This is a genomic window from Kitasatospora sp. GAS204B (assembly GCF_029892155.1).
Lineage (GTDB): Bacteria > Actinomycetota > Actinomycetes > Streptomycetales > Streptomycetaceae > Kitasatospora.
In genome coordinates, this window is sequence record NZ_JARZAG010000006.1 from 273,973 (window position 1) to 294,103 (window position 20,131).

At 71.9% G+C, this 20,131-nt stretch carries 14 protein-coding genes and 1 pseudogene; 6 read left to right on the plus strand and 9 right to left on the minus strand.

Translation table 11 applies throughout. The annotated features are described in order from the left end of the window. Positions 1-171 precede the first annotated feature (171 nt). A complete protein-coding gene (locus P3T41_RS11025; protein ID WP_280689492.1) occupies positions 172-1,290 on the plus strand; it encodes an XdhC family protein in 1,119 nt (372 codons plus the stop codon). On the opposite strand, the gene P3T41_RS11030 is transcribed toward P3T41_RS11025, so the two are convergent. The 9 genes from P3T41_RS11030 to P3T41_RS11070 all read right to left on the minus strand — a co-directional run bounded on the left by P3T41_RS11030 (position 1,245) and on the right by P3T41_RS11070 (position 11,430). Continuing rightward, positions 1,245-2,915 (minus strand): ATP-binding cassette domain-containing protein, encoded by a 1,671-nt coding sequence (locus P3T41_RS11030; RefSeq protein WP_280689493.1) that lies wholly within the window; start codon positions 2,913-2,915, stop codon positions 1,245-1,247. The genes P3T41_RS11025 and P3T41_RS11030 overlap by 46 nt on opposite strands. Beyond that, complete coding sequence (locus tag P3T41_RS11035; RefSeq protein ID WP_280689494.1) at positions 2,912-4,708, minus strand: ATP-binding cassette domain-containing protein; 1,797 nt, start codon at positions 4,706-4,708, stop codon at positions 2,912-2,914. The genes P3T41_RS11030 and P3T41_RS11035 overlap by 4 nt, the downstream gene beginning before the upstream one ends. Then, on the minus strand, positions 4,705-5,979 hold the full coding sequence (locus P3T41_RS11040; protein ID WP_280689495.1) for a cytochrome d ubiquinol oxidase subunit II: 1,275 nt from the start codon (positions 5,977-5,979) through the stop codon (positions 4,705-4,707). Before P3T41_RS11040 ends, P3T41_RS11035 begins: the two co-directional genes overlap by 4 nt. Next, positions 5,972-7,336: a cytochrome ubiquinol oxidase subunit I gene (locus P3T41_RS11045; protein WP_280689496.1), complete on the minus strand. Its 1,365-nt coding sequence runs from the start codon at positions 7,334-7,336 to the stop codon at positions 5,972-5,974. The genes P3T41_RS11040 and P3T41_RS11045 overlap by 8 nt, the downstream gene beginning before the upstream one ends. 49 nt (positions 7,337-7,385) lie before the next feature. Further along, positions 7,386-7,970 carry a DNA starvation/stationary phase protection protein gene (locus P3T41_RS11050; RefSeq protein ID WP_280689497.1) on the minus strand — a complete coding sequence of 195 codons (585 nt, stop codon included), beginning with the start codon at positions 7,968-7,970 and terminating at the stop codon, positions 7,386-7,388. 150 nt (positions 7,971-8,120) lie between these two features. Beyond that, positions 8,121-8,756 carry an FMN reductase gene (locus P3T41_RS11055; RefSeq protein WP_280689498.1) on the minus strand — a complete coding sequence of 212 codons (636 nt, stop codon included), beginning with the start codon at positions 8,754-8,756 and terminating at the stop codon, positions 8,121-8,123. Further along, the gene (locus P3T41_RS11060) at positions 8,753-9,847 is read right to left on the minus strand and encodes an LLM class flavin-dependent oxidoreductase (RefSeq protein WP_280689499.1); all 1,095 of its coding nucleotides are present in this window, start codon (positions 9,845-9,847) and stop codon (positions 8,753-8,755) included. The genes P3T41_RS11055 and P3T41_RS11060 overlap by 4 nt, the downstream gene beginning before the upstream one ends. 103 nt (positions 9,848-9,950) lie before the next feature. Then, on the minus strand, positions 9,951-11,012 hold the full coding sequence (locus P3T41_RS11065) for an alpha/beta hydrolase (protein WP_280689500.1): 1,062 nt from the start codon (positions 11,010-11,012) through the stop codon (positions 9,951-9,953). Between the two features lie 73 nt (positions 11,013-11,085). Continuing rightward, a complete protein-coding gene (locus P3T41_RS11070; RefSeq protein WP_280689501.1) occupies positions 11,086-11,430 on the minus strand; it encodes a WhiB family transcriptional regulator in 345 nt (114 codons plus the stop codon). A gap of 266 nt (positions 11,431-11,696) precedes the next feature. Here P3T41_RS11070 and P3T41_RS11075 point away from each other — a divergent pair, with 266 nt between their 5' ends. The 5 genes and pseudogenes from P3T41_RS11075 to P3T41_RS11095 all read left to right on the plus strand — a co-directional run bounded on the left by P3T41_RS11075 (position 11,697) and on the right by P3T41_RS11095 (position 20,046). Next, positions 11,697-14,036 carry an XRE family transcriptional regulator gene (locus P3T41_RS11075; protein ID WP_280689502.1) on the plus strand — a complete coding sequence of 780 codons (2,340 nt, stop codon included), beginning with the start codon at positions 11,697-11,699 and terminating at the stop codon, positions 14,034-14,036. Positions 14,037-14,187: 151 nt separating this feature from the next. After that, a complete protein-coding gene (locus tag P3T41_RS11080; RefSeq protein ID WP_280689503.1) occupies positions 14,188-16,935 on the plus strand; it encodes an AAA family ATPase in 2,748 nt (915 codons plus the stop codon). A gap of 159 nt (positions 16,936-17,094) precedes the next feature. After that, positions 17,095-18,351 carry a sugar ABC transporter substrate-binding protein gene (locus P3T41_RS11085; protein WP_280689504.1) on the plus strand — a complete coding sequence of 419 codons (1,257 nt, stop codon included), beginning with the start codon at positions 17,095-17,097 and terminating at the stop codon, positions 18,349-18,351. 4 nt (positions 18,352-18,355) lie between these two features. Continuing rightward, positions 18,356-19,219: pseudogene (locus tag P3T41_RS11090) on the plus strand (sugar ABC transporter permease); the annotation flags it as partial. Between the two features lie 11 nt (positions 19,220-19,230). Then, a complete protein-coding gene (locus P3T41_RS11095; protein ID WP_280689505.1) occupies positions 19,231-20,046 on the plus strand; it encodes a carbohydrate ABC transporter permease in 816 nt (271 codons plus the stop codon). Positions 20,047-20,131 lie beyond the last annotated feature (85 nt).

The window sequence follows — 20,131 nt, forward strand, 5'->3', positions numbered from 1 at the left end:
GCGCGCCACCCCGAATGATTTCGCCGACCAGTGCACAGAGTCTGTCCGAGAGTGCACGGGGCGGTAAGTCGCCCGCCGCACGCTTGACGGCGACGCCTACGCTGCATGCGCGGTCAATTCCCGCAGAAACTACCAGGCACAGAGGTGTGTATTCGTGGAGCGATGGTTCTGATGCGACAACTGGCGCCACAACTCCTCGCGTGGCAGGAATCCGGAGCCCGCTACGCCGTCGCGAGCATCGTGGCGGTGCGGGGCAGCGCGCCCATGCCGCTGGGGTCGGCCCTGTGTGTGGACACGGACGGCACGGCGCTGGGCAGCGTCTCGGGCGGCTGTGTCGAGGGCGCGGTGTACGAGTTGGCGCGCGAGGTGTTGTCCTCGGGCGAACCGCGGCTCGCCGGCTTCGGGCCCTCGGACGACGATGTCTTCGCCGCCGGCCTGACCTGCGGAGGCGGGCTCGAGGTCTTCGTGCAGGCGGTACAGGGTGACACGGCCCGGGTGCTGGCCGCCGCGTTCCGGGCGGTGGCGGCACGGCGGCCGGTGGTCCTGGCGCGGGTGCTGGACGGTCCGAACGGCTGGGCGGGACGGGCGATCGCGCTGGTGGGCGACCGGCACCTCGGGAGCACCGGAGAGCGGGACCTGGACCGGGCGGTGCTGGCCGACGCGCGCAGCTTGCTGGGCGTGGACGTCACCACCGTGAGCGTCTACGACACGGGTGGTGTGACCCGGGTGCTGCTCGAGTCCTGGGCCCCCAGCCCTCGGCTGCTGGTGTTCGGTGCCAACGACCACGCCGCCGCGGTCGCCGAGATCGGGGCCTTTCTCGGCTTCCACGTCACGGTCTGCGACGCACGCGCCACCTTCACCACGCGCGAGCGCTTCCCGGCCGCCCACGAGGTGGTGGTCGACTGGCCGCACCGCTACCTGGCGGCCACAAGAACCGATCGCCGCACGGCGGTGTGCGTGATGACGCACGATCCCAAGTTCGACGTGCCCTTGCTCGTCGAGGCACTGCGCCGACCGCTGTCGTACGTCGGAGCGCTCGGTTCGCGGCGGGTGCGGGCGGCTCGGGAGCGAGAGCTGATCGAGGCCGGCGTGTCACCTGACGCGCTGGCCGGGTTGCGCTCACCGGTAGGGCTCGACCTGGGCGCCGGCACGCCGCGGGAGACCGCCGTGTCCATCGCGGCGGAACTCATCGCCGTGCGCAACGGCCGTAGCGGACAAGCCCTTTCGGCGATCGACGACCCCATTCACCCCAGGCGGGAGGCCTCCTGGTCGGCACCGCTGCTCCGCTGATCCGCACCGTCCAGGCGCACCGTGCCGTCCACGGGGAAGGGCAGCAGGTCGTGGTGCTGGTCCGGCAGGGCGATGACGAGCGCGCAGTGCGGCAGCGCCTGCCGGACTCCGCTCAGCAGCCGCACGGCCGTGGGTCGGTCGAGCCCGGCGGTGGGTTCGTCGAGCAGGAGCACGGCGGGGTCGCGCAGGATCGCGCGGGCGATGGCGAGCCGGCGCCGCTGTCCCTGCGAGAGCATGCTTCCCAAGGGGCCGGTGGGTGACTCGAGTTGAAGGTCCGCCAGCGCCGCGGCGGCGAGCGCGGCGTGCAGTGCCTCGTCGTCGGCGCAGGGCGCCGCTTGCCGCAGGTTGCCGGCGACGGTGCTGTCGGCCAGCCAGTCCTCGGCTTCGACCAGGGTGAGCGCGGCGGCCACGGTGGCCGCCGAGAGCGTGTCCAGGCGGGCGTCACCGAGCAGGACGACACCCGGTGCCGGGCTCTCGATCCGTCCCGCGAGCAGGTTGAGCAGGGTGCTCTTGCCGCTTCCGTTCGGCCCGGTGACCAGCGTGGCGCTGCCCGGCAGCAGGGTGGCCGACCAGCGGGCCCGGGCCGCCCCGAGGCCCACGGGGAGATCGCGCACCACCAGCGGCGCGCGGGGGAGCAGGACGGCCGGACCGGCGGGCAGCGCGCGGGCGCGCGCCAGCAGGTCGGTCAGCCGCACGGCGGAGCGCACGGCCGAGCCGCGGTCGCGCAGGATCTGCGGCAGGGTCTCGACCAGTTCGTACCCGGCGGCGATCAGCAGGGTCTCCCCGATGGCGTCGGCCACCGGCTGGATCGTCGGCCGGCCGGAGAGGGCGAGCAGCAGGACCGCGACCTGCCCGAGCACGGCGAGCAGGCGCAGCTGCAGCCGGCCGCCCCGCAGGGCCGCCAGTGACGCGGCGTCAGCTCGCCGCGCCCGCTCCACCCGCTGGGCGACCTGGTCGCGGGCCAGGTCGACGGCGTCCAGGCAACGCAGTTCGGCGAGCGCGGCCCGGGCGCTGAGCAGCGCGGATCGGGCGGCGGCCCGCTCAACGGTGGCCTCGGCCAGGCGGGCGGCGGCGCGGCGGTCCGCGCGCACGGCCACGGCGATGGCCAGCGCGAGCAGCAGCACCTCGGCCACCCCGGCCGCCGGGCTCGCCACGCAGATCAGCGCCACCACGACCAGGGCGGTCGCCGCGACGCCGGTCAGCGGGGCGATCGTCCGCGCCGGTGCCGCGCCCACGGCCGTCACGTCGTCGGTGAGCCGGGCGAGCAGCGCGCCGTCGCGCCGCTCCCGCAACTGGCGTGGCGGGAGCGCGCCGGCGGTGCGCACCATCGTGGCCCGGAGCGCGACGGTCGCGCCGAGCAGGGCGCGGTGGCTGGTGAGCCGTTCGGTGTAGCGCAGGCCGGTCCGCCCGAGGGCCAACGCCCGCACGGTGCCCGAGGGATACATCCAGGACCAGGTGGTGTTGGCCTGGAGCGTGACCAGTGCGCAGGAGGTGAGGAACCAGCCGGACACGCCGAGCAGTCCGGCGGCGGTCACCTCGGCGGCGGCGGCCAGCAGCGCGCCGAGCAGCAGGTCGCGTCGGGCCCGGCGGTCGGCCGACGTCCAGAGCAGGGTGAGGGGCTTCACGACGTCACCCCGTATGAAATCAGGCCGTCTGACGGCGTGCCATCTGATGTCACCGTGCGGATGCGCCCCCGGTCGATGGCGACGACCGCGTCGGCGATCTTCAGGAGTTCGGGGCTGTGGGTGGCGAGCAGGACCGTTCGGTCGCGCGCCAGGGTGCGGACGGCGGCCATCACGCGTTCCTCGGCTCCGGGGTCCAGGTGGGCGGTCGGCTCGTCCAGGCAGAGCACCGGTGTGTCCCGCAACAGGGCGCGGACGAAGACCAGTTGCTGGATCTGGCCGGAGGAGAGCCCGCTGCCGCGTTCGCCGACGACGGTGTCCAGGCCGTGCGGCAGTGCCGCGCGCAGGTCGGCGAAGCCGAGCGTGGCGAAGGCGGCGTCGAGCGTCGCGTCGTCCGCGTCCCGGCGGGCCAGCAGCAGGTTCTCCCGCACCGTGCCCGGCAGCAGGTAGCAGGGCTGGCCGATCCAGGACACCGCACGGGGGTCGGCGGGCTGCGGTACACCGCCGACCTCATGCGTGCTCGACCCGGACTCAGGGGCGAGCAGTCCGGCGGCGACCGCCAGCAGCGTGGACTTCCCCGCTCCGCTGGCGCCGGTGAGGGCCAGTACCTGCCCAGGGCGCGCGGTCAGGGTGACGTCGTCGAGGGCGGGCCGGTCGCGGTGGGGGAAGGTGACCTCGACCGCGCGCAGCTGGACGCTGCGGGGAGCGTCGGTGGGCCTGGGTGTCGCTCGCCCGGTCGCGGACACGTCCAGCAGACCGTTGACGAGCTCGGCGGCGGCGGACGCCTCGGCGCGGGCGTGGTAGCCGCGCGCCAGTTCCCGCACCGGTGCGAAGTAGGCAGGGGTGAGGACCAGGACGAAGAGCGCCGTGCCCAGGCTCATGCTCGAGGGGATGCCGGGCAGGTGCAGGTAGTCGAGCAGCACCAGGCCGCAGTAGGTGGCGACCACGGCGAGCGTTCCGGTGACCAGCAGCTCCACCCAGGCGGTGGAGAGGAACGCCACCCGCAGCACCGCCTGGGTCCGGTCGGCCAGTTCGCGGTCGTCCTGCTCGACGGCGAGCGCGGCGCGCTCGTCGGCGCCCAGGCCGACCAGTGTCGGCAGCCCGCGCAACTGGTCCAGCAGGCGGGCGCTGAGGGTCCGGGCGGCGGTCAGCTGGGCCTGGACGGCGGCGCGGGTGCCCATGCCGATGACCTTGAGATTGGCCGGCAGCAGTGGGGTCGCCAGCACCAGCAGCAGGGCGACCACCCGGCTGCCCGACGCGATCGCCGCCAGCACGACGCCGCCGGCGATCAGCATGGTCCGGCGCGCCGGGACGTAGCCGGTCAGCCAGTCGGTGAGGCGGTCCATCTCCTCGTCCAGGGCCTGGACGAAGGCGGCGTCGGTTCCGCTGGGGCGCGCCGCGCCGGCCGGCTGCCGCCAGGCGGGCAGGGCGGCGTCCAGCAGCCGGCCGCGCAGCGCGTGCCGGACCGCGGCGGCCGCCTCGTCCGCGGCCAGGTCGCCGGCCGCGAGCAGCCAGGCCCGCAGCGCGAGCCCGGCCGCGATCAGGCCGGCCGCCGGCAGCACCGAGACGGGGGTGACCGCCGCCCGCTGGCCGTGCAGCGCCAACTGGGCGGCCCAGCCGAGCCCGGCCGCCCAGCCGACGGTGCCGAGCGCGGCGAGCCCGCGCAGCGTGCCGGCCCGCCGGAAGGCGGGTGCCTGCGCGTGCGCCCACTCGTGCAACCGGCGCAGCGCCCGCTTCTGGTCCTGCTGCGCGTCGTCGTCGGCCAGGCGCGTCAGCAGGGCGGCGGTGTCGCTCACCGCTGTGCCGCCTGCTCGACGTCGAACTCCCCGGCGGCGGCGGACCGCCGGTCGCCGACCAGCCAGGCGGCGAGCGCGAGGGCGCCGAACAGCACGAGCGCGACAGGGGCGATCCATTCGCCCTGACCGCCGAACACGTCCTGCACGACCGCGACCAGACCGACACCGAGCACGGTGAACCCGACCCGACGGACCAGGACCCACACGCCCGCTTCCGCCACCGGGACATGACTGACCGGCAGATCCGTGTGGACCTCAACATGATTGACGGGTACGGCGAGCGCGGCCGGGGCCGGCGGCCGGTACTTCCCTCGGAACACCCACCAGGCGTAGATGTTGTAGGCGAGCACCACGGGCATGCAGCAGCCGACACCGATCAGCAGGAACACCTGTGACCCGACCGGGCTGGCGGCGGCGTGCACGCTCAGGCCGGGCGGCACGACGATGGGGGCGGTCGCGGTCACCAGCGCCAGCAGCCCGGCGACTTGGGCGCCGAGCACGGCGATGAACGGCCGGGCGTCGGGCTCCTTGCCGAAGCCGTACCAGGCGACGGCACCGCACCCGGCGGCGGCCGCCACCAGGAGGCCGAACAGGACGGCCCGCAGCGGCTGGTCGAAGCGGAAGTGCTGCGGGTCGGCCACCTCCAGGCCGAAGCCCAGCACCAGGCAGGCCCCGACCGTCACGGCGAGCAGCGGGCGCCCGAGCCGCGCGGCCCGACGGCGGGCGCCGCCCTCCGTCTTGGCCTGCAGCCAGGCGGCGCCGGCCAGCAGGTACAGCGCGGTCAGGCCGAGCGCGCACAGCACGCTGTAGGGCGTGAGCCAGCGCAGCGCACCGCCGTCGTAGACACCCCCGTGCTGCGGCAGACCGCTGAGCACGGTGCCGACCACCAGACCCTGGCAGACCGTCACCACCAGTGAGGAGATGCCGAACAGGCGCCCCCAGCCGCGACGGTAGTCCGGCGCGGAGCTCTGCAGCTCCAGCCCCAACCCGCGCAGCACGAAGGCCAGCAGCATCACGATCAGCGGCAGGTAGACCCCGGGGAGCACGGTGGCGTAGACGCCGGGCAGCGCCGCCCACAGGGTGACCCCGGCGAGGATGATCCAGCTCTCGTTGGCGTCCCAGGCCGTCGCGACCAGCTCGGTGTACTCCTTGCGCCGCTCGTCGCTGCGGTCGAAGAGACCGAGGATCCCGATCCCGAGGTCGTAGCCGTCCAGCACCACGTAGGCGCCGAGCGCGAAGAGGATCAGCGCGTAGGAAGCGTACTCAGCCATGGACGGTCTCCGGCAGGATCGGGTGGCCGGCGGTTGGCGAGTCGAGGGCTTCCGGCCCCGCCTTGACGGCCCGGACGATGTAGCGGACCCAGACCGCGACCAGCACGGCGTAGACCGCGACGAAGCCGGCCAGGCTCAGCGCGGCCTCGGTCGTGGACAGTTGGGAGACGGCGTCCGAGGTACGGAGCTGGCCGTAGACCACCCAGGGCTGGCGTCCGGTCTCCGCGGTGATCCAGCCCCCGGTGATCGCGATCAGGCCGGCGGGCGTCATCCAGACCAGCAGCCGGTGGAAGCGCCGGGCGGTGAACAGCCGCCCGCGCAGGCGCAGTACCAGTCCGGCGAAGGCCATCGCGAACATGGTGAGCGCGGTGAAGTACATCGCCCGGAAGCCGTAGAAGGCGCTCCACATGTTCGGGCGCTGGTCCGGCGGGGTCTGCAACAGGCCGGGCACGTGGGCCTGGCCGGTCAGGTCCTTGCCGATCACCGCGCCCAGGTGCGGGATCTCGATGCGCAGGTTGTCCTTGCCCTTGCCCGGGTCGGGGATGACGACCAGGTTGTAGCCGTTGTTGTCGGTCTTCCAGTTGCCCTCGAAGGCCTCCAGCTTGGCGGGCTGGTGCTGTCCCATGAACACCGCGGTCTCGTCGCCCGCGTACAGCTGAACGGGCATCAGGACGGCCAGCACTCCCAGCGCGAGCGAGAGCGTGCGGCGAGCGAAGCCGAGCGAGCGCTGCCTGACCAGGTACCAGGCGGCGATGCCGCCGACGAACCAGGCGGCGCTGATCAGCACCGCGAGCAGCATGTGCGGGAAGCGGTAGGAGAACGCGGGGTTGAACAGCACCTGCCACCAGTCGCGGGCCTGGAACTGGCCCGCGACCTTGGTGAAGCCGGCCGGATCCTGCATCCAGCTGTTCGCGGAGAGGATCCAGGTGGTGGACAGCAGGGTGCCGAAGGCGACCATCCACGAGGCGAAGGCCATGGTGCGCGGACGCACCCGTCCCTCGCCGTAGAGCATGATGCCGATGAAGCCGGCCTCCAGGAAGAACGCGGTGATCACCTCCATCCCGATGGTGACACCGAGGATGGGACCCACCGCATGCGCGTAACTGCCCCAGTTCAGGCCGAACTCGAAGGTCATCACCGTGCCGGCGACCACACCGAGGCCGAACCCGACCGCGAAGATCTTCCGCCAGAAGCGGAACATCTGCAGGTAGAGCGGATCACGGGTGCGCAGGTAGGCCGTGTAGACGACGGCGAGCAGGATGGAGAGCCCGACGGTCAGAGCGGGAAAGGTCATGTGGAAGATGGCGGTGATGGCGAACTGCCAGCGGGACAGTTCCACCGTCGCGGATGACGCCATGGCGACTCCTGTCAGCGCTGCGGGGCGGGGTGCGGGTGGAGCCGGCAGGTCACAGCCGCACCAGCGGGACGTCCACCAGGTGCTCGGCCAGGAACCACACCTGCGCCTCGCCGGTGCGCACGACCTGGGAGACCAGCAGGTCGTTGCTCCCGTCGTCGCCTAGCTCCGCCACCCGGCGGGCGGCATCGCGGGCGTCGATCAGGATCGCCTCGTGCGCCGCCAGCAGCCGCGACAGCATCGCCGGCACCTCCTCGACGCCGTCCGGCGGACGCGGGATCGAGGTGATCTCCGCGACGTGCCGCGGGTCGCCGACCGCCACGCCACCCAGGGCCTGCACCCGCTCGGCGAGCGCGTCCACCAGCGCCAGCTGCTCGTCCGCGTGCTTGTCCAGCAGCAGGTGCAGCTGGTAGAAGGTCGCTCCGCGCATCAGCCAGTGGTGCTTCTTGTAGAGCGTGTAGAGGATGCTGGTGTCCGCCAGTACCCGGTTGAGCCGCTGGCAGGCGTACAGGCGGGCGTCGTAGGAGAGACCGAGCGGAACCTGGTTGACGGTGCCGAACTCCTGGATCTCCTCGCCCTTCTGGTGCAGCAACGGCTGGCTGCTGCCGCTGATGGTGGGGTGGTCGGAACTGGTCATGGGAACTCCTTGGGGGGTTAGCGGGATTTCAGCGGAACATCGACTCGAGCCAAGCTAGGGGCACCTGAACTGCGGGTATGGGCCTGGAGTGCACCGACCGTTGCCCCTGGGCGCACCGTCACCAGGTCGGGGTGGCAAGCGGTCGCGCGATCACCGGCGACCGACGGCGAGCGCCGCCAACTGCTCCTCGAACGGGACGACGGTCTCGGCCGTGGCGCGCGCGGGCACCGGCCGGCCCGTCATCAGATCGGCCAACTCGCCTGCCGCGCGGGCGATCCGGGCGGCCAGGCCGCCGCTGGCGTCACCGGTCGAGCCCCAGTCCTCGGAGGCCGCGTAGACGGCGGTGGGCGCCACCACGGCCCGCAGATAGGCGAAGAGCGGTCGCATGGCGTGCTCCAGGGCCAGCGAGTGCCGGGCGGTTCCACCGGTGGCGGCGACGAGCACCGGAGCGCCGGTGAGCGCGTCCTTGTCGATCACGTCCACGAAGGACTTGAAGAGGCCGCTGTACGACGCGCTGAAGATCGGCGTCACGGCGATCAGCCCGTCCGCCGCGGTGACCGCCTCGATCGCCGCGCGCAGCGCGGGCGGCGGGAAGCCGGTGACCAGATTGTCGGCGATCTCCCGTGCCAGGTCGCGCAGTTCGATCACCTGGAGGTCGACCTCCCGTCCGCCGTAGCGCAGTTGACGTATGGTGGCGTCGGTGATCCGGTCGGCCAGCAGCCGGGTCGACGACGGGACCGAGAGCCCGGCCGCGACCACCACCAAGTGCAGTGCGCCGTCGCTCACTTGGCCACCTCCAGGACCTCGGTGGCCTCGGCGACCCGGGCGGCGTGGGTGGGGCCGTCGGGGACCCTGGCCGGCCGGCCGGTGGCGAACTCCTTGCGCAGCACCGGGACGACCTCCTCGCCGAGCAGGTCGAGCTGCTCCAGGACGGTCTTCAGCGGCAGTCCGGCGTGGTCCATCAGGAAGAGCTGGCGCTGGTAGTCGCCGAAGGTCTCCCGGAAGGTCAGCGTCTTCTCGATGACCTCCTGCGGGCTGCCGACGGTCAGCGGGGTCTGCTCGGTGAACTCCTCCAGCGAGGGCCCGTGCCCGTACACCGGCGCGTTGTCGAAGTACGGGCGGAACTCGCGCACCGCGTCCTGGGAGTTGCGGCGCATGAACACCTGCCCGCCGAGACCGACGATCGCCTGCTCGGGGGTGCCGTGGCCGTAGTGGGCGTAGCGCTCGCGGTAGAGGTTGATCAGCTTCTGGAAGTGCTCCTTGGGCCAGAAGATGTGGTTGGCGAAGAAGCCGTCACCGTAGTACGCGGCCTGCTCGGCGATCTCGGGCGAGCGGATCGACCCGTGCCAGACGAACGGCGGCACGCCGTCCAGCGGGCGCGGCGTCGAGGTGAAGGACTGCAACGGGGTGCGGAAGCGGCCCGACCAGTCCACCGTCTCCTCGCGCCAGAGCTCGTGCAGCAGCGCGTAGTTCTCGATCGCGAGCGGCAGGCCCTGGCGGATGTCCTGGCCGAACCACGGGTAGACCGGGCCGGTGTTGCCGCGACCCATCATCAGGTCCACCCGGCCGTCGGCGAGATGCTGGAGCATCGTGTAGTCCTCGGCGATCTTCACCGGGTCGTTGGTGGTGATCAGCGTGGTGGAAGTGGAGAGGATGATCCGCTCGGTGCGGGCGGCGATCCAGCCGAGCATGGTGGTGGGCGAGGACGGCACGAACGGCGGGTTGTGGTGCTCGCCGGTGGCGAAGACGTCCAGGCCGACCTCCTCCGCCTTGAGCGCGATGGCGACGATGGCCTTGATCCGCTCGTGCTCGCTCGGCGTTCGCCCGCTGGTGGGGTCGGGGGTCACATCTCCGACGCTGAATATTCCGAACTGCACGTGTCATCACCCTCTGTGCTGAATGTCGTTGTGGTCAATCGCGTCGGGGCCAGGGATCAACATCCCCGGCCCCAACGGGCTTCCGTCGTCGTGGCGGGAACGGTCAGCCGTGCAGCGTCGTGTAGAGGAACGCGTCGGCCTGCGCGACGGCGGCCTGGGCGGCGTTGGTGTTCCTGAGCGCGTTGAGCATCGCGAAGTCGTGGATGACGCCCTCGTAGCGGACGGCGGTGACGTCGTCGCCGGCCGCCCGCAGCTTGGCCGCGTAGGCCTCGCCCTCGTCGCGCAGCACGTCCGCCTCGTCCGTGATGACCAGTGCCTTCGGCAGGCCCTTGAGCTGGGTCAGGTCGGCACGCAGCGGCGACGCCAGGATGTTGCTGCGGTCCGCCTTGTTCGGGGCGTAGGCGTTCCAGAACCACTGCATCGACTTGCGGGTGAGCCAGGGCCCGTCGGCGAACTGGTTGTAGGAGGAGTCGTCGAAGGCGGCGTTGGTGACGGGGTAGAAGAGCAGCTGGCCCGCCAGCTTCGGACCGTCCTGCTGCTTGGCCATCAGCGTGACCGCGGCGGTCATGTCGCCGCCCACGCTGTCGCCGGCCACCGCGATCCTGGAGCCGTCGACGTTGATCTCGCTGCCGTGCTCGGCGACCCACTTGGTGGCGGCGTACGCCTGCTCGATGGGCACCGGGAACTGCGCCTCGGGGGAGGGCGTGTAGTCGACGAAGATCACCGCGGCGTGTGCCCCGTTGGCGATCTCGCGGACCAGGCGGTCGTGCGTGCCCTCGTCGCCCAGGACCCAGCCGCCGCCGTGGAAGTACATCACCACCGGAAGCTTGCCCTGGACGCCCTGGGGGCGGACGATCCGGATGGTCACCTGGCCCGTCGGCCCGACGTTCAAGGTGCGGTGCGAGATGTCGGCCGGCTGCAGCGGGACCGGTCCCGACTGGACGCCGTCGAGGGCCTTGCGTGCGTTCGCGTACGACAGCGTGTAAATGGGCGGGTTCTTGGCGGCGGCGTCGGCGAAAGCCTGGGCGTCGGGCTCCAGCACCACCTGAGGGTGCTGGGCCGCGGAGTTCGGCGCCGACTGGGCCGCCGGGGCGGCGAGCACCAGGACGAGCGGGACGGCGGCCAGCGCGAGTGCGGCTCTGCGGCCGGTGCGGGGTGTGTACATCAGAAGATCTCCGTTGCTAGAGGTAGAAGGCGGAACGTGCGTATCGGGCGTCGAGTTGTCGGTCTGTTGGGAGCTAACCGCCGCCGGGCCGCGCCGTGTTGATTCCAGGTGCCGTCCCCTGTCCCCTCCCGGTACTGCCGGAGGGTGCGTGGCAGGCCCTTCTGGTCAACTCGCGGCGCTCACCCTCGCTGAGTCCACCCCAGACGCCGTACGGCTCCCCGGCGTGCAGGGCGAACTGCGCACAGGTTTCGAGCACCGGGCAGCTTGCGCACACCCGCCGGGCCCGGGCCTCACGCTCGCGGCGGGCCTTGCGGCGCTCACCGTGAGGTGAGTAGAAGTCCACGGCATTCATGCCGCGGCAGGCAGCTGACTGCTGCCAGGCCCACTGCTGCAACAGTGGCTTGTACGGCTTGGGCATGAGGTGGCCTCCTCGGTCTCGAGCCCTTCGCGGAACGCCGTCACGCTAGGACGGGATGCCGCGGCGAAGTGCCCGGCGCGTGCACGTCCGGTGCTCCGTGAGCGCCCGGGAATCGGCCTGCCCGGCTCGCTGTGCGCGCACAGGCAAGAACCGGTGCGTCGACGGCGAAGGGCGCACCCGCGGAACTCGCTACGGTCGGCCTGACCGGTGACCAAGGAGCACTGGAGCGAGCCGTCGTGGTGGACGGACAGTCAGTCAGGAGTGCGATGGAGAGCCGGAGCGGGACGCCGTTCGGCCGGCTGCTGCGCGAGCTCCGGCAGGACCGTGGTCTGACGATCGAGGAACTGGCCGAAGCGTCGGGTGTGTCGGGGCGCGCGATCGGCGACATGGAGCGGGGGCGGAGCCTGCGCCCGCGTCGTGGCACGGTCACCGCGCTCGTCCAGGGTCTGCGGTTGGACGAAGCGGCGCATGCCGAACTGCTGTCGGTCGCCCGCGCCGGCCGTCCGGGCGCGGAGCCGGTCGCCGCCGTCAAGGCGTCGCCCTACACGTTGCCCAGAGGTGTCCGGGACTTCGTCGGGCGGCACGCGGAGCTGGCGGTGCTGCGGGCTCTTGCGCAGCGACCCGCCGAGGACGGCGCGAGGCCGGGCAGCGGATGGGATGCTCCGGCACCGCCGGTGGCCGTGGTGTTCGGCGCGCCCGGCAGCGGCAAGAGCACCCTGGCGGTCCGGCTGGCCGAGGAGCTCGCGCCAGGGCTGGCGGACGGGGCGTTCCTGCTGGACATGCGGGGCCTGGACGCGCAGCCGCTGTCGGCCCAGGAAGCGGCGCTGCGCCTGCTGGGCGCCTGGGGCGCCGATGAGCTCGAGTTGGTGCGGCTGAGCCCGCAGGAGCGTCTCGCGCGCTACCACGCGACCGCGGCCGGGCTCCGGGGGATCCTCGTGCTGGACGATGCCGGTAGCGAGTCCCAGGTCAGGCCGCTGCTGCCGCGCGAGGGGAGTCTGCTGGTGGTGGTGACCAGCCGTCGCACCCTCGCCGGCCTGGAGGGAGTGCAGCGCGTGGAGCTGGGCGCCCTGACCCAGCAGGAGTCCACCTCGTTGCTGCGCGCCGTCGTCGGCGCAGGGCGGGTGGACGCGGAGCCCGAGGCCGCACGCTCGGTGACCGAGTCCTGCGGGCACCTTCCGCTGGCCCTGCGGGTGGCCGCGAACTGGGCCGCCACCCGGACGAACTGGAGCCTGCAGCGGCTCGCCACCCGGCTCACTGACGAGGATCGCCGGCTGGACTCGCTCAGCGCCGGTGACCTGCGGGTCAACTCGGCCTTCTCGCTGTCCTACTCGCGTCTGGCTCCCGGGGCGGCCCGGCTGTTCCGGCTGCTGTCGCTGGTGCCGGGAGCGGACTTCAGCGCCCCGCTGGCGGCCGTGCTCGCGGGCGTGTCCCTGCCCGTGGCGGAGGACGTCCTGGAGGAACTGCTGGAGGCCGGTCTGTTGATGACCTACCGTCAGGACCGCTACCGCTTCCACGATCTGCTGCGCCTGTACGCCAGGTCCCAGCACCGCCTGGTGGACGGCGAGCAGGAGTCGGCGGCCGCCCGTTCCGGCCTGCGGTCCTGGCTGCTCGACACGGTCGTCGTCGCCGGTCGCGGGTACGGGCCGGACCACGGTGCGCCGGTACCGGACCCCCGCGGCCTGCTCGTGCTGGAGGACCGTGGGCAGGCCCTGCACTGGATCAAGGCGGAGAGCGACAACTGGTTGGCGGCCTTCCGCGAGGCCGCCAAGGGCGGTGAGCACGCCAGGGTCGACGCGGTCTCGGGAGCCATGCGCCTGATCTCCGACGACTGGGTGTCCTGGGGCCACTGGGTCGAGATCTTCGAACGCGCGGCCCGGGCCGCGGCGGCTCTCGGCGATGCCGTCAGGGAGGCCAGCCACCGCAACGACCTCGCGTGGGCCTACTGGGTCTGCGAGAACCGCCATGACGACGCGATCACCGCCGCCACCTGCGCGCTCGCGCTCGCCGAGGCCTGCGGAGACCTCGTCCAGCAAGCCAGGGCGCACGTGCGACTGAGCGTCATGCAACACGCGGTCGGCGACGCGTCCGCCGCAGCCGACAGCTGTCGCCGGGCCATGGACCTGTTCGTCCAGGCCGATGACATCACCGGATACCTCCCGGCCTGCAACGTGAGCATCAAGTTGCTGCAGGAGGCCGGTCGCATGCAGGAAGCCATCAAGGCCTACCAGGAGGTCATGGACGCGTACGCCGACCCGCGCAACCGCGACCGCATCCCGCCGAACGTCCGGGAGATCACCGGCCTGATCGCCACCTTCCACGTGTCGTTCGTCCATCTCGACCTCGGGCACTGGGCGGAGGCGGTCGACACGCTGCGGTCCATCCGCGGGCAGCTCGAGGCCCGCGGCTATCACCGCCGGGAAGGCCAGCTCCACCTCCACCTGGCCCATGCGCTGGCCCACCTCGGTGCGGACGCCGAGGCCGCCACCGAGTACCGCACCGTGCTCACGCTGGCAGGCCGGATCCCCGCGGCCCTGGTGGACGAGGCCCGCGCAAGCCTTCAGGCCCTCGCCGCCGGTCGGCTCTCGCCGCCGACCCGGTTCGAATGAGCGACGCGACAGACGCTCTGACGAATCGTTGCTGCCGGTGGTGTGGCCGGAGTCACCCGCCCCATGGACCATCCTGAGCTGCCGTTCCTTGGATAATGGGCACATCCGGCGCGTCGTTCGCGCCCGGAGTGTGGGCAGGAAGGGCGCATGAGTGGCGGGGTCGAGCGGATCGCTGTCCCGTCGCGGTCTGCGCGGCCGAGAGCTGGAACTCGAAGAGCTGCGGGCGCTGATCGCCAAGGTGGCCCGCACCGGAAGCGGGGGACTGGCCCTGCTCCAGGGGGAGCCGGGGATCGGAAAGAGCACGCTGCTCGCCGAGGCCGTCACCGGGGCCAGGGCAGCGGGATTCTCGGTCGGTCTCGGCAAGGCCGACGAGCTGCATCGCATCGTGCCGCTCTCGTCGCTCGCGGCCTGCGTCCTGCACGGCGATCAACCGCTGCTCTGCGGTGATGCCTTCGCCGATCTCGCGCGCCATCACGATCAGCGGATCTGGCTGGTGGAGCGCATAGCGGAGGCGATCGAAGCCAGAGCCGGCAGTGTGCCGGTGCTGATCGCCCTGGACGACGTGCAGTGGGCCGACCCGCTGAGCCGGTTCGCCCTGAAGCAGTTGCCGACCCGCCTGTGGACCTCGCCGGTGCTGTGGATCCTGGCCGGGCGACCGGAGCCCGCCGGGCCGGCGGAAGAGATCGTCTCGGCCGCGAGGGCCACGCTTTCGACGCTCACCGTGCCGCTGGGGCCGCTGTCCGGCGCGGCCATCGGCCAACTGGCCGACGACACGCTGGGTGCGGCCGTCGACGAGCGGGTGCGGGACCTGCTCGGCGGAGCCGGCGGGAATCCGTTCCTGGCGGTCGAGATGCTCGCGGGACTGCGGACCGCCGAAGGCTCCGCTGAACTCGTGCCCCCGGGGCTCGTGGTGGGTGTGCGCGGCCGGCTCAGCTCCCTGCAGCCCAGCACGCTGCGCTTGCTGCGGATGGGAGCGGTGCTGGGACGCAGGTTCGGCTTCCACGACGCCGGCGCGCTCTGCGGCCGGCCGTCCAGCACGCTGATCGCGGCGCTCGAGGAGGCGGTGCGGGTCGGACTCCTGGACGACGACGGCGATCAGCTGGTCTTCCGACATGATCTGCTGCGCCAGGCCGTCTACCTCGACATCCCGCCCTCCGCCCGGAAGGCACTGCACCGAGAGGCCGCCAACCACCTGCTCGCCGCGGGCCGCCGGCCGATCGACGCGGTGCCGCACATCCTCGAAGGCGCCCTGCCCGGTGACGAGGAAGCGGTGGCGCTGCTGCGGCGAGCCGCCGACGACGTGCTGCCCCTCGCGCCGGGTCTCGCGGCCGACCTGACCACGCGGGCCCTGGAACTGGTGCCGTCAGCACGGCCGTTGAGGTTCGTCGTGGGTGAGCAGGCGATCGTCTGCCTGACCCGGGCCGGCCGGAACCGAGAGGCGCTGGCGACCGGCGACCGGCTGCTGGACTGCCGACCGCCGCTGGAGGCGTTCAGCCGGCTGCAGGCCGCCCTCGGGGGGACGCTGTGGAACATGGATCTCGCCGGCGAGTTGCGCCGCCGGGCCGAAGCGGCCCTCGCCGTCGGCGGCGCCGCCCCGGAGGTCGGGGCGAGGCTGGCGGCCCTGCGCGCGCTGGCGCTCTCCCGCGACGATGATCTCGTCGCGGCGCGTGCGGCCGGCGAGAGCGCGCTGCGCGCCGCCACCGCGAGCGGTGACCGGGAGGCGCACGTGCTGTCGCTGTGCGCGCTCGGCGAGATCGCGCTGAACGCGGGTGAGAACGCCGTGGCACTGGAGCAGTTCGCCGCGCTCAGTGCCGTCGACTCGGCCTTCCTGCCCGAAGAGATCGTCGCGCACCAGCACCTGGACGACTTCGAGGCCAGCGAACGACTGCTCCTGCGGGCGGCGGACCAGGCCGGGTCGCCCCGTCAGGCCATGCTGTTGTGGGGACAGGGCCAGCACGACCTGGCGCTCGGCAGGCTCGCCGACGCCGACGCCGACTTCGTGACGATGGAGCGCCTGGAAGACGACGTGCGGGTACCCGTCAAGCAGGTGAACTCAGCCGTGATCCGCTCCCAGATCGCCCTGCTGCGCGGCGATCGGGAAGCGGCGCGGCAGCACCTGGCCACGGCGCGGACCAGACTGGCGACCAGACCGAACCCGGGCAACAGGGCCGCGGTGCGCTTCCTGGAAGCGGTCCACGCCGAGGCCGACGGGGACATCGGGCTCGCCGTCGACAGGATTCGGCAGGTGCAGCAGGAAGGTCCCTTCATGCGCTGGCGACTGCTGCGCGAGCAGATCGATGCCGCGATCCGCATGGCCCTGCGAGGCGCCGACCGCGAGCTCGCCGAGGACCTGGCCGCGCAGGCCGCCGCCTACGCCGAACGCAACCCGGCCGTCCCCACCGCCACGGGCATCGCGGCGCAGGCCGCTGGGCTCGTGCACGACGATCTCGCCATGCTGGAACACTCCGTGACCCTGCTCAAGCCCGGCCCGCGCCCGCTGGTCCGGGCCGCCGCCTATGCCGATCTCGGGCGGGCACTCCTGGCAGCAGGCCGGAAGCCTCAGGCAGTGGCGGCCCTGACACACGCCCAAGGCACGTTCGCCGGATCGGGCGCCCACGCCGCGGCGGCACGCGTGCAGCGCGAGCTGGACGGTGCGGGAGCCGGCAGCCAGCGGGCGGCGGTCGTACCGCGCCCCGTCCAGGGTTGGGCGGCGCTCACGGCCTCGGAGAAGAAGGTCGCCCGCCTCATCGCCGCGGGCCGCACCAACCGGTCGGCCGCCGACCTGCTCATCGTCTCGCCGCACACGGTCAACACCCACCTGACCTCGGTCTTCCGCAAGCTGTCGATCAACTCCCGGGTGCAGCTTGCCAACCTGGTCACGGCCTTGCCCGACGACTGAGCGGGCCTGACCGGCGCCCGCCACGGAGGCGACCCCGGGACGCCCGGCCGTTGCCCGCAGGCCTAGGCTGATCGAGTCGCCAACGGGTGATCTTGGATGCCCCTCTCTTCACCTCCACCGACACCCCGGCCACCCACGACACCCGGCAAAGGCACCACCATGACCTCACCAGCCAGACCACTGGCGCGGCGGATCTCCGCCCGCCTGGGGACCGGAATCGTCACCCTGGTCCTGGTCGCCACCGGGTGCGGTGGGCCAACCGGTGCGGGGTCCGCGACGGGCAAGGTCACCTCCATCACCGCGCTCGACTACTACACCGACGAACCCGAACACACCCAGTGGGCCGAGTCGCTCACCGCCTGCGGCAAGAGCGTCGGCGTAACGGTCCAGCAGACCAGCATGCCGGGGCCGTCGCTGATCCCCAAGGTCCTTCAGCAGGCGTCCTCGCGGACTCTTCCCGACCTGTTGATGCTGGACAACCCCGACCTGCAACAGATCGCCCAGACCGGCGCGCTGACCCCGCTGGACCAGTACGGCATCGACTCCAGCGGCTTCGCCGAGGGCATCCGGTCGGCCAGCACCTACCAGGGGAAGCTGTACGGACTGGCGCCCGACGTCAACACGATCGCCCTCTTCTACAACAAGGACATGCTCGCCGAGGCCGGTGTCGCCGTGCCGGGGACCTGGCAGGAGTTGAAGGCGGCGGCGGCCGAGCTGACCCGCCCCGGGCGCTACGGCATGGCGGTGGACGCGAACGCCACCTTCGAGGGCACCTGGCAGTTCCTGCCCTTCCTGTGGTCCAACGGCGGGGACGAGAAGCAACTGGACACCCCGCAGGCCGCGCAGGCCCTCCAGCTCTGGGTCGACCTGGTGAAGAGCGGATCCATGTCGACGTCGGTGCTGAACTGGAATCAGGCCGACGTCAGCGATCAGTTCGTCGCCGGCCGGACGGCCATGATGATCAACGGCCCGTGGCGGATCCCCGCCCTGAACCAAGCGACGACCCTGCACTGGGGGGTGGCCACCATCCCCGTCCCGCAGGCGGGGCAGACCCCGGTCACACCGCTCGGCGGTGAGGTGTGGACGGTCCCGCAGAGCGCGTCCAAGGCCCGGCAGCAGAAGGCCGCCCACGTCCTCGCCTGCCTGAACGACTCCACGAGCATGATCGCCCTGGCCGAGCAGCACTTCACCGTACCCTCCCGCTCGGCGGCGGCTGCCCAGTACGCCGAACAGGACCCGTCGATGGCTGCCTTCGTGACCAGCGTCGAAGCGGCCCGGGCCCGAACCAGCGAACTCGGCGTCGGCTGGCCCAGAGCGGCGACCGGGATATACACCGCGATCCAGTCCGCGCTGACGGGCGAGCAGACACCGGAGGAAGCACTCAAGCATGCGCAGCAGATCGCGACCAGCCCCTGACCCGTCCCCGTGGCTGTTCATCGCACCCGCAGCGACATACCTGCTGCTGTTCTTCGGCTACCCGGTCGTCAAGAACCTCGTGATGAGCTTCCAGCAGTACACGATCAGGACCTTCTACACCGGCGCCGCGCCGTTCGTCGGGCTGCGCAACTACTCGACGATCCTCTCCTCGGACCTGTTCTCCAAAGCCCTGCTGAACACGGTCCTGTTCACCGCCGCTTCGATCTGCGGGCAGTTCGTCATCGGCCTGGCCCTCGCGCTGTTCTTCCAGCGCAGCTTCCCGCTCGGCCGGGTGCTGCGCTCGCTCCTGTTGCTGCCGTGGCTGCTGCCGCTGGTCGCCTCCGGGACGACGTGGCGGTGGATGCTCGACACCGACAGCGGAGTCGTCAACGACGTGCTGCGCCACCTGCACCTCCTGCCGTCCGGCGTCCCCTGGCTCACCGGCACCTCGCAGGCACTCGTGTCGGTGACCCTCATCAACATCTGGGTCGGCATCCCCTTCAACACCACGATCCTGTACGGCGGTCTGCAGAACATCCCGACGCAGCTGTACGAGGCGGCGAAGCTGGACGGCGCCGGCCCGGTGGCGACGTTCCGCCACGTCACCTGGCCACTGCTGCGGCCCGTGGTGAGCGTCGTGCTGGTGCTGGGCGCGGTCTACACGGTCAAAGTGCTGGACATCATCCTCCTCGTGACCGGCGGGGGACCGGCGAACGCCACCGAGACCATCGCCACCCAGTCCTACGAACTCTCCTTCCAGCAGTTCGAATTCGGGCGCGGCGCCGCGATGAGCAACGTCCTCGTCGTCCTCTCGCTCGTCTTCGCCGTCGGCTACCTGCGCGCCAACCGTCGCGCCACGAGCGTCTGAGCGGTGATCCGGTGAAGCGCGCACCCAACCGGGGTTGGCCGTCCACGATCGTCGGGATCGTCCTGCTCGCGTTGATGCTCTTCCCCGTCTACTGGATGGTGAACGCCTCCCTCCAGCCGGCGGGCAACCTCCTGCGGGGCGACTGGTTCCCCTTCCATCCGGACTTCAGCGGTTACCGCACCGCATTGCGCGATCAGGGAGGCAACCTCGTCACCAGCCTCGTCGTAGCCCTCGGCAGCGTCGTGCTCAGCCTCTCGCTCGCCGCCCCGGCGGCCTACGCGCTGGCCCGGTTCCCGCTCCGGGGAAGCAACCTGGTGCTGCTCGGCATCCTGATCACGCAGATGGTGCCGAGCATCGTCGTGGCCAACGCGCTCTACAGCGCCTACAACGACCTGGGACTCCTGAACTCCTACCTCGGGCTGATCCTCGCCGACTCCACCGCCGGGGTCCCCTTCGCGATCATCGTCATGCGGTCGTTCATGCGGAGCATTCCACGGGAGATCATCGAGGCCGCGCGCGTGGACGGCGCCGGGAGGCTGCGCGTCCTCACAGCCGTGGTGCTCCCGATGAGCGCGAACGCGTTGATCACCGCCGCCCTCTTCACCTTCCTCTTCGCCTGGAGCGACTTCCTCTTCGCCCTCACCCTGACCACCACACAGACCGTGCGGCCGGTCACCGTGGGGATCTACCAGTACATCGGCGCATCGACGGACCACTGGAACGCCGTCATGGCCACCGCCGTGCTGGCCTCCGCCCCGGCGGCCGTGCTGCTCGTCCTCGCTCAGCGCCATGTCGCCGCCGGCGCGGCCGGCGGGTCCGTCAAGTGAGGGCACCCGCACCCCGGATCTAGCGGATTCACGCGATGTGTCGAGGTAGCCCCCGCTGGCATGGTGTCCCGAAGAAACACCTGCT